Source organism: Microvirga arabica (assembly GCF_016811235.1).
Lineage (GTDB): Bacteria > Pseudomonadota > Alphaproteobacteria > Rhizobiales > Beijerinckiaceae > Microvirga > Microvirga arabica.
Window position 1 is genome coordinate 1 of record NZ_JAFBID010000136.1, and the last position, 8,355, is coordinate 8,355.

11 protein-coding genes and 2 pseudogenes are annotated in these 8,355 nt (G+C 59.9%); 6 read left to right on the top strand and 7 right to left on the bottom strand.

Going from position 1 to position 8,355, the window contains the following annotated elements:
• Window positions 1-151 precede the first annotated feature (151 nt).
• Window positions 152-433, bottom strand: coding sequence for a peptidoglycan-binding domain-containing protein (locus tag JQC81_RS31300; protein WP_203275674.1), 282 nt, complete (start codon window positions 431-433; stop codon window positions 152-154).
• A gap of 63 nt (window positions 434-496) precedes the next feature.
• Window positions 497-754 carry a hypothetical protein gene (locus JQC81_RS31305; protein WP_203275675.1) on the bottom strand — a complete coding sequence of 86 codons (258 nt, stop codon included), beginning with the start codon at window positions 752-754 and terminating at the stop codon, window positions 497-499.
• A 271-nt stretch (window positions 755-1,025) separates the two neighbouring features.
• Here JQC81_RS31305 and JQC81_RS34205 point away from each other — a divergent pair, with 271 nt between their 5' ends.
• Both JQC81_RS34205 and JQC81_RS34210 read left to right on the top strand, forming a co-directional pair.
• On the top strand, window positions 1,026-1,151 hold the full coding sequence (locus JQC81_RS34205; protein ID WP_312887621.1) for a hypothetical protein: 126 nt from the start codon (window positions 1,026-1,028) through the stop codon (window positions 1,149-1,151).
• A gap of 6 nt (window positions 1,152-1,157) precedes the next feature.
• The gene (locus JQC81_RS34210) at window positions 1,158-1,277 is read left to right on the top strand and encodes a WGR domain-containing protein (RefSeq protein WP_312887622.1); all 120 of its coding nucleotides are present in this window, start codon (window positions 1,158-1,160) and stop codon (window positions 1,275-1,277) included.
• Between the two features lie 80 nt (window positions 1,278-1,357).
• On the opposite strand, the gene JQC81_RS31315 is transcribed toward JQC81_RS34210, so the two are convergent.
• Entirely contained in the window at window positions 1,358-1,615 is a 258-nt protein-coding gene (locus JQC81_RS31315) for a hypothetical protein (RefSeq protein ID WP_203275676.1), read from the bottom strand.
• A complete protein-coding gene (locus JQC81_RS31320; protein WP_203275677.1) occupies window positions 1,612-2,511 on the bottom strand; it encodes a DNA/RNA non-specific endonuclease in 900 nt (299 codons plus the stop codon). The genes JQC81_RS31315 and JQC81_RS31320 overlap by 4 nt, the downstream gene beginning before the upstream one ends.
• 542 nt (window positions 2,512-3,053) lie before the next feature.
• Here JQC81_RS31320 and JQC81_RS33655 point away from each other — a divergent pair.
• On the top strand, window positions 3,054-4,511 hold the full coding sequence (locus tag JQC81_RS33655; RefSeq protein WP_246520808.1) for a serine protease: 1,458 nt from the start codon (window positions 3,054-3,056) through the stop codon (window positions 4,509-4,511).
• A gap of 58 nt (window positions 4,512-4,569) precedes the next feature.
• Window positions 4,570-5,124, top strand: coding sequence for a thermonuclease family protein (locus JQC81_RS31325; protein ID WP_246520810.1), 555 nt, complete (start codon window positions 4,570-4,572; stop codon window positions 5,122-5,124).
• A 35-nt stretch (window positions 5,125-5,159) separates the two neighbouring features.
• Here the strand turns inward: JQC81_RS31325 and JQC81_RS31330 are convergent, their stop codons facing one another.
• Window positions 5,160-6,368 (bottom strand): IS256 family transposase, encoded by a 1,209-nt coding sequence (locus tag JQC81_RS31330; RefSeq protein WP_203275679.1) that lies wholly within the window; start codon window positions 6,366-6,368, stop codon window positions 5,160-5,162.
• A gap of 119 nt (window positions 6,369-6,487) precedes the next feature.
• On the opposite strand from JQC81_RS31330, the pseudogene JQC81_RS31335 reads away from it, so the two are divergent.
• Window positions 6,488-6,634 (top strand): annotated as a pseudogene (locus JQC81_RS31335) (sunset domain-containing protein); the annotation flags it as partial.
• 339 nt (window positions 6,635-6,973) lie between these two features.
• Here JQC81_RS31335 and JQC81_RS34565 read toward each other — a convergent pair.
• Entirely contained in the window at window positions 6,974-7,537 is a 564-nt protein-coding gene (locus tag JQC81_RS34565) for a GcrA family cell cycle regulator (RefSeq protein ID WP_376772479.1), read from the bottom strand.
• Between the two features lie 42 nt (window positions 7,538-7,579).
• On the opposite strand from JQC81_RS34565, the gene JQC81_RS31345 reads away from it, so the two are divergent.
• Window positions 7,580-7,804 (top strand): hypothetical protein, encoded by a 225-nt coding sequence (locus JQC81_RS31345; protein ID WP_203275681.1) that lies wholly within the window; start codon window positions 7,580-7,582, stop codon window positions 7,802-7,804.
• 67 nt (window positions 7,805-7,871) lie between these two features.
• Here the strand turns inward: JQC81_RS31345 and JQC81_RS32815 are convergent.
• Window positions 7,872-8,355: pseudogene (locus JQC81_RS32815) on the bottom strand (hypothetical protein); the annotation flags it as partial.

An 8,355-nucleotide genomic window follows, 5' to 3' on the forward strand; every position in this document is an offset into this window, starting at 1 on the left:
AAGAACCCGGGCGGCTATTTCCGCGCCATGGTCCGCATGGTGAAAGCCGGCAAGATCGACCTCGCCGTCGAACTCCTGGCCATGAGGAGGCGAAGAATGTCATAGGGGAAGATCATGCCTCTGAGCCTTTTAAAGCTCCGAAGAGTGGCGGTTAATGGCTGGCCAACTTGCCGGGCGTCAGAAGACGCAGGGTCGGAGCGTCCAGCTCGCCCGTCACATGAAGTTTGTTGGCGCGCTGGAACGCTGTGATGGCCTTGCGGGTTCCGGATCCAACGACGCCGTCGGCCTTCAGGGAGCCGTAGCCGAGTTTTGTCAGAGCTTTCTGAGCTGTGGCGGTGACAAGGTTTTGGGCATCAACCGTGCTCGTGTTGATCGAACCTGTTGTGGAAACGTCGCTGCCGGAGGTGTTCAGCTGATTGATCAGATCCTTCATCCCAGTCGCTGCAGTCACAAGTTCAGCCTGGGCAAGGTCTCTGGCTTGGGTCAGAAGGTCGGCTTATTGCCGCAACTTCGAAACTTGGGAGCGCAGTTGCTCTAGATCGCCCACGGCTGTGGTGGTGCGCTGTCGCTCAGTCAGGAGATCCATCTGCATCTGGTGCAGGTGTTTCACCTGTCCGCGCAGCTGGCTTTCTACCTCAGCAGCGGATCGGCTCGCGAGTGCATACATGCCCCACCCGGTGATGGTGCCAAAGCCGAGAGCGAGGATGATCACCCGTGAGAAATTGACAGGGGAGGGCGAATATCTCTGGGGCATGATGAACTCTCAGATGCTAAGAAAGAGGAGGGCCTCAATGGGACTCGGTTGCGGCAGGGAGAAATGAGCGGGAGTGTGGTCTGATAATGGCTCCGCTCCGGGTTTGCTCCCTCGCAAGCCAAGTGGTGTGTCTCTAGGGTGAACCAAAGGTTAACGGTGACCAGAGTGCCGTCATGTGCTCGCAGGGTGCATCACCACCGTGAATCGTTGGTCTCTAGTCGATTCAGGACTTTGATTGGACCTCGACCATACGCTTGGCCAACATGGAGGCATGCCCACAGACACGATCCAGTACCTGGTGCTCGACAGGTGTGACCCCACCTGCAACATGGCTCGCTACTATGTCCTGTCGATAGAACCCAGCCTGTTCGGTGATGCCACTTTGATCCGCGAGTAGGGTCGAATTGGCCGGCCGGGGCAGAGAAGGATCGAGCTCTACGAAAGCCAGTCACGTGCAATGGAAGCCCTTGAAACCTGGCTCCAGCGCAAGCGGCGACGCGGCTATCTCCTGCGAAGCGGGTAGGGAAAGAGTAAACTCGGGGACGTTCAGTTCACTGGTGTCCTTCCAAATTGGAGCTCATCTCCCATGCCGGTTTGATTAGCCTATGCGAACGGGTTCTTGACCTGCTGCGGCGTCTCCGCAGGGCCGATTTCATCAGGCAGTGCCTTATCATGTTCCAGGGCTTTCACGATTGCATCGACAACCGCCTTTAGTGCCTTCGCTTGCTTGAGGCCGTTCTTATCTCGCATTACGTCAAGCGAGCCATAAAGAGCGACTTTGGATGTGCCGTTCTCAATAGTGAACTCGCCTAGACAGAGCGAGGCGCTGTCGTCTGAAAACGGCTGAAACTTCTTCTTCATGGGCGACGTCCAAATTGATCAATAGCCTCAAGGATGCTTCCAATGAACCCATCCTGTGATGGGGCAGGGAGCTGTTCTTGAATATCTGCTTGAGGGGGAGGTCTACGGGTGTTTCTTCCGGGTCCTTTCGGCCGCCGAAGTTGGGGAGCAGGTAGGTTCAGGATGTTTTGCTTGATGTCTGGTGACAGCTGAGGGAACGGGTCAATGCCCGACAACTGCTGCAACTCAGCAATTGAGATAATCCTGTACTCGTCACCCTCCTGGTTGGGCGTGAGATAAGCCGCTCCAGCATTCAGTCTTGGGTCAAAGACGGCTTTTGCAATGTGGGTTGGTACCAGCACACGTCCCTTGAGAGCCTGAAGGTTATCGCCTTGAAAAAGAGGGCCGGTCACTACGTAGATTTCCTGCCGCTCTGAGTAATCGCGCACAGCGCGTTCTATGCTCTCCCATAGATTGCGATTGTTGTCGGAGTTCTGCGGCACCATGTTGGCCAAGGAGAAGGACTCATCCATTCCCTGGGGGGTGGTCATGTCTCCCGCTGGTGCCATGTGGCCGCGATCAAAGCCACTGCGGACGTAGTCGGACAATTCCGCTCTCTCGTCGGGCGGAAGGTTGGGATCGGCGTGGAAGTTGTTGACCCGATTCAGGGCACGAGCGCCGCTTGCTCGCCTGGGGGTGAGGTGCTCGGCCACCCAAAGGGGCGTGCGGGTCAGCCCGGAGTGGAGCAACGCAAACTCCGTGTAACAGATCTGCCGGGTCTTGGGCGTGAGCTTCGGATTGGCGAGTGCAGGAACGATACCGCCGAAGAAATGCTGGGGGCAAGCTGCCGCTGCTGCGTCCGAGACAACGAGAAGCACCAGCAAAACAAGGGCAGGAAAGGGCTTGGGCAGTCTCACAGTGGCCTCATGAGGCGAGCGAGTCTAGACAGGAGCATCGCTGGCCCATTCCATACCAGCAAAGCGCACCTCTTGAGGTCAATCCTGTCTCCGTCCCTCTGTCCTGGAGGGGTGTCCCGCCTGGAGGTAGGGATCCGGCGTAGCCCATAGCGCTGCAACTCAGCCTCGCTGAAAATCCGCTTAGGGCTCCGGCGTGAGCGCGGCCTCAGCGGGTTGTCCTTGCTCATCGAGGCACCTCTCTAGCAGGCGAATACAGTCTTCTTAGGTTCTCGATGCTTCACTTCAATGAGTGCAACCCGATTGATAATCGGCTGCGGACTAAATTACGCAGAACGCAGATCTCGAAACAAAGTAGCGGTAGAGATGGTGCCGCATCCTCGGTGACGACAATTTCAACTGCCGCAGAACCCAGATTAACCAGGAGTCTTCAGGTCGGGCTGTGACCACGAGGTAACAAACGACTGTGCCACTAAAGCTATAGCGCCGCGGAGCCGAAATATGGCAATCTGGTGGCAAGTTTTGCAGTACGAGGATGTTTTGTGATGCGTTGGGTTCTTCTGGTGATCGCCTTCTTTACCATGGCGGAACCAGCGGTTGCTCAACGCCGCCCTCCTGGATACCAGCAAGCCGAGCAGAGCTTCTCCCAGTTGACCGTTGACGAACGGATCAAGCTTCAGGTCCTGCTGACGGCCAACGGCTACTGGCCGGCCGTTCCGAACGTGAACTTCAGCAATCGGCTTTTCGAGGCCATTGCGAACTACCAGCGGGACTACGGACGGCTCCCGAATGGGTCCGTTGATGCAGACCTGTTCGGACAGGTGCTCAGCAGCGCGATGCCCCTTTTGCAGACGTGGAACCTGCGCGCCATTCCGCACCCGACCCGGGGCCATCCGATCTGGGTGCCGCTCGGCCTCGGACTGGTTGCCAAGAGAGACGAGAACGGCATTGCCTGGTCGGACCCCCGGGGCAGGGCATCCTTGGCCTATTCCTACTTCGGAGGCACGACCCTCGTCGCAAACTACCAGAGCGTCCTCGACAAAGTTCTGTCCGAGGGCGGCAGGGTTCACTACAAGATCCTGAAGCCGGACTTCTTTGTCGTCTCGATGTCAACGGCCAATGGGCTTGATGCCTATATCCGGTTCCATGCGGATGGGCGTGGGGTGCTGGGCTTCTTCCTGTTCTGGAAGGGTAGCGAAACCCGCCTTCACATGGAGCGGGTGGCAACCCTCATCTCCGGGTCCTTCTGGGCAACCATGACGGGGGCTCCCTTCACCGAGGCCCCGACGATGACCCCGCCTCAAGAGACGGTGGCGGTCGCTCGCCCCGAAGAGCCCCAATCTCCCAGGCCAACTCCGAAGCCGGAAGCTGACGAAAAGGGTCCATCCTCCGGTACCGGCTTCTTCGTGTCCCGGGAGGGGCATGTGCTGACGAATGCCCATGTTGTGGATCGCTGCTCATCCATCAATGTGAAAGTTGAAAATGGTGACGTGGTCGCCGGGAGGGTTCTGGCCAAAGACACTACCAACGACCTTGCTCTCCTCAGAACGGCTTTGAGGCCCGGCAAGGTAGCAGGTATGCGATTGGGCATCCGGCTCGGCGAAGGAGTAGCCGCATTCGGTTTCCCACTGACTACGCTTCTGTCCAGTTCAGGCAACTTCACCCTCGGCAATGTCACGGCCCTCTCCGGGCTCAAGGACGACAGCCGATACCTTCAGGTCTCCGCCCCGGTGCAACCGGGGAACTCGGGTGGCCCGCTCTTCGATCAGAACGGCAATGTCGTGGGTGTCGTCTCGGCCAAACTCAATGCGCTCAATGTGATGGTCGCAACGAATGGGGACATTCCTCAGAACGTCAACTTCGCCATCAAGGGATCATTGGCAGCCAGCTTCCTGGAGAGCAATCAGGTCGTCGTTGAGCAGGGCATGGCGGGTCAGGCAATGGCCCCGGCCGACCTCGCTGACCAGGCCAAGCAGATCAGTGTGCTGGTACGGTGCGAATAATCAGAAGATCAGGCGATCCACTCATAACAATTCAAAGACGCCATACGGAGAAATAAGCTTGCGTTCTGCTGTACTCGCTCTTGCCCTAATCACGTTGACATCGCCGGTGGTGGCTCAGTCCCTCTCGGGCCAAGCCGATGTTGTCGACGTGGACACCATTGCGATCCGAGGCGAGAAAACCCGCATCCGCCTGTATGGCGTTGACGGCCCGGAAAGCCAGCAGACCTGCAATGACGCATCTGGAGCTCGGTATCTCTGCGGCTCAAAAGCAGCCGATGCGCTCGCGTCGATCATCGGCCGTAGCGGGCGGGTGAGCTGCAAAGAGCAGGACCGGGATCGTTATGGCCGCATCGTTGCTACTTGCGAGGCCGATGGCCGGGACATTGGTAGTGAGCTGATCCGGCAGGGCTGGGCGGTTGAGTACATCCAGTACTCCGATGGCCGCTATTCTGACGAGGAGAAGGAAGCCCAGCGCGCCAAGCGCGGTCTGTGGGCGGGCACCTTCGTCAAGCCGTGGGACTGGCGTCGTGGCGAAAGGCTGCCCAACGAGGCCTCAACAGGGTCGGACCGCAAATGCGCCATCAAGGGCCAACATGGTCACGTCCGTCAATGAGTGTAAATTCGGGTGCGGTTTGAGTTGGCCATTGGTCAGCTCGCCTGTGGGGTGATTGCCAGAGCCTGCGGGTTGATCATGGGTGTTGCGAGTTCGGCCATTCCTTCGATCTGCATGTAACGGTGCTGGAGCTGCCAGTCGTCATTGGCCTCCAGCAATACCGCCCCGATCAGGCGCCTGATGCTGTCCTCGTTCGGGAAGATGCCCACCACGTCAGCCCGCCGTTTGATCTCCTTGTTCAGGCGCTCCAGCGGGTTCGTGCTATGCAGCTTCGTCCGGTGCTGGGCCGGGAAGCTCATATAGGCCAGCACGTCGTCCAGGCTGTCATCGACAAAGACCTTGAGCTTGGGCCAGCGGTTGTGGAGCTGGTCGGCAAAATGCGAGAGGCTGGCCCGAGCCGCCGCCTGATCGGGCTGCTGGAAGGCTTGGCGCAGCCCGGCCGCCACCATGGTCTGGTGCGCCTTGGGCACGTAGGCGAGCGCGTTCCGGGTCCAATGCACCCGACACCTCTGCCAGGTGGCGCCCAGCACCCGCCGGATCGCGGCCTTGAGGCTCTCATGCGCATCCGAGATCACCAGCTTCACGCCCGTGAGCCCGCGTTTGACCAGATCGCGCAGGAAGTCGGTCCAGAAGATCTCCGCCTCGCTCGGACCGATGTGCAGCCCGACGATCTCGCGCCGGCCGTCGGTGGTGACCGCAACAGCCACTATGACGGCCACCGAGACGACGCGGCCGCCTTCCCGCACTTTGAGATACGTGGCATCGAGCCACAGATACGGCCACTCTCCGGTGAGCGGGCGCTGCAGGAAGCTGCTCACCCGCTCGTCGATGTCCTTGCAGAGCTTGGACACGGAGGACTTCGAGATGCCGCTCAGGCCCATGGCCTGAACCAGATCATCAACCCGGCGGGTGCTCACCCCGGCAATCCAGGCTTCCTGGATCACCGCCACGAGCGCCTTCTCGGCCGTGCGCCGCGGCTCGAGGAAGCCGGGGAAATAGGCTCCGGTGCGCAGCTTGGGGATCTTGAGATTCAGGGTGCCCAGGCGCGTGTCGAGCGCCCGCTCGCGATAGCCATTGCGGTAGGTGGCTCGCTCGCCGCTGCGCTCGTAGCGGGCGGCTCCGATCACGCCCTCGACATCGGCTTCCATCAGGATCTGGAGCACGCTTTCCGCGACACTGCGCAGAAAGTCACCGTCATCGGCCTTCGCCATCAGCTCGGCCAGTGGTAGTCTGTCGTTGGTCATTGGGGTTCCTTCAGCTGGGGTGCAGTCGAGCAACTCCACCATAGCCGGTCCTCCCAATGACCACCTCATCCCAACACCCGGCGCGTCAGCGAATTTCCACCACCAGCGCGGACTCTACCGGCAACATCTCCGGCTCGGAGCGGATCTACCATCTGCCGAGTAGCCGCCACTATGCCCGCACGACCATCGATGAAGCCAAGGGCGAGCGCTGGTTCTGCTCTGAGGACGAAGCTAAGGCCGCCGGTTGGCGGGCGCCAAGAGGGTAGGGGGAGATCTCAATGCTGAAATCACTTGTCGTTGGGCTGGTGTTGGCAGGAAGCCAACTCGGATCCGCATTTGCCTTCGATCAACCTGGCTCGTCGCCTCCGATCGACAGCCTGAAGAACCTGCGACCTTTCCAGGTCGCCCAGGTCAGATCCTGCAAGGCAGCCAGCACATGCCGGGAAGCTGTTCAGATGTGGTGCGGCGGCTACCGACGCGCCGATGGCGACAATGATGGCATCCCTTGCGAGAACGTCTGTAGTTCACGCTCGGAAGTCGAGAGGCTCAAAAACGAGATCGGCTGCTAGGTTTTCGTTCCGGAGGCCTCGTTGTGAACTGCGCCCTTACGACGTCAGGGCATCACGCCGAATTCTGACGGGTTGCGCCGGTACATACACGAGCCTGCGGTGCCAGTCGCACCAGCTCGACCCTTCCGGTGTCGGGGCTCCACAGCAGACGGCGCGACGGGGATCGTCGGAGACTATATAGCGGCACTGCCGCATTCCGATCTTGAGCAGGTTCGTCCGTCGTCTGGGGTCTGGCTCTTGCATGACCGACATCTTTGCACGTTTGGTTGTATCAACGGAAGTCGCGTGTCGCGCAGCGGATAGTGGACGCTTATACATCGTATCCTGGTAGCTTGCGCACGAGCACGAGGCCAGCGACCGCCACGCACTGACAATCGCGTCCGCGATGAAGCTCGGCGCAACTCTGAATTCAGTACTCCCGCAGTTCGGCCTACAGGAAGGCGAGGAGGTGCCCTGTGATGAGTCTGATGGAACCTTGGCACGATGGAAAAGGGGAGGGGATCCACGATCCACCAGCACATACCGCGGTGAACTCGGAGCGGACGATACGGAGGCAGGGCGGAACTGCTCGACACTGGGGTTTGGAAGGGGAATGCACATGACGTGAGTCGCCACAGTCCGATCACCGAATGCTGACGTGCCATGACTGATCCGCACCCGAACTCAGTCGAACCTCAACGGCCTGACGAGACACTCGCGCTCGAATATCTCGGCTACACCATCAGGCTACAGCCGACACCACTGGAGTGGATGGCGGTTGTCACCCGACCCAATCAGCGGCCTGGCACTGTCCTGGCGGCAGATCGCGCGGCGGCACTGATCAAGGCGCGGGACTGGATCGCAGTTCAGACCAAGTCACAGGACTAGCTCAGGACCAGACGTCCGGACGACGATGCCAGAGAGGAATACACGATGTCTGTGCTCGTTGCGACGATCAGGTCTTAGGGCTGCGACGTCCCGCAGTCAGTCGAAGCGAGCCGTCTGCGCCGGCGATCTTGGGCTGAGCGAAGTTGAGGTTGCCGAGCTTCCAGGACTGGAGGACCACAGAGGTGCTCCCGACTGCCTTTGGCTTTACGCCCCCCTCAGCTACACGCTCAATGGTCAGGGTCTTGCCGCTCCAGTCCAGCAGGAGACGGTCATCTGGGCCGAAGCCAGCCTGGTCCCACAGATCCCGCGGCAGGCGGATGGAGGTGTAGAACCGGTCCGAACGCTTGGCGTCGGGTATCGACTTCACCACAATGGCCGCGGAGCCGGTGTGACGGACTTGAGCCTCGGTCTCCGTCCGACGCAGGCCCGCCCTCGAGTGCTCTTTTGCTTGGGACGCCTTCCGAAATTCTGGAGCTGAGCTGAGTTCAGGATCCTGCTGTTCGACAGGTTCAGTCTCTGGCGTAAGCGGCTCTTCTGTCTTGAGCGGCTCT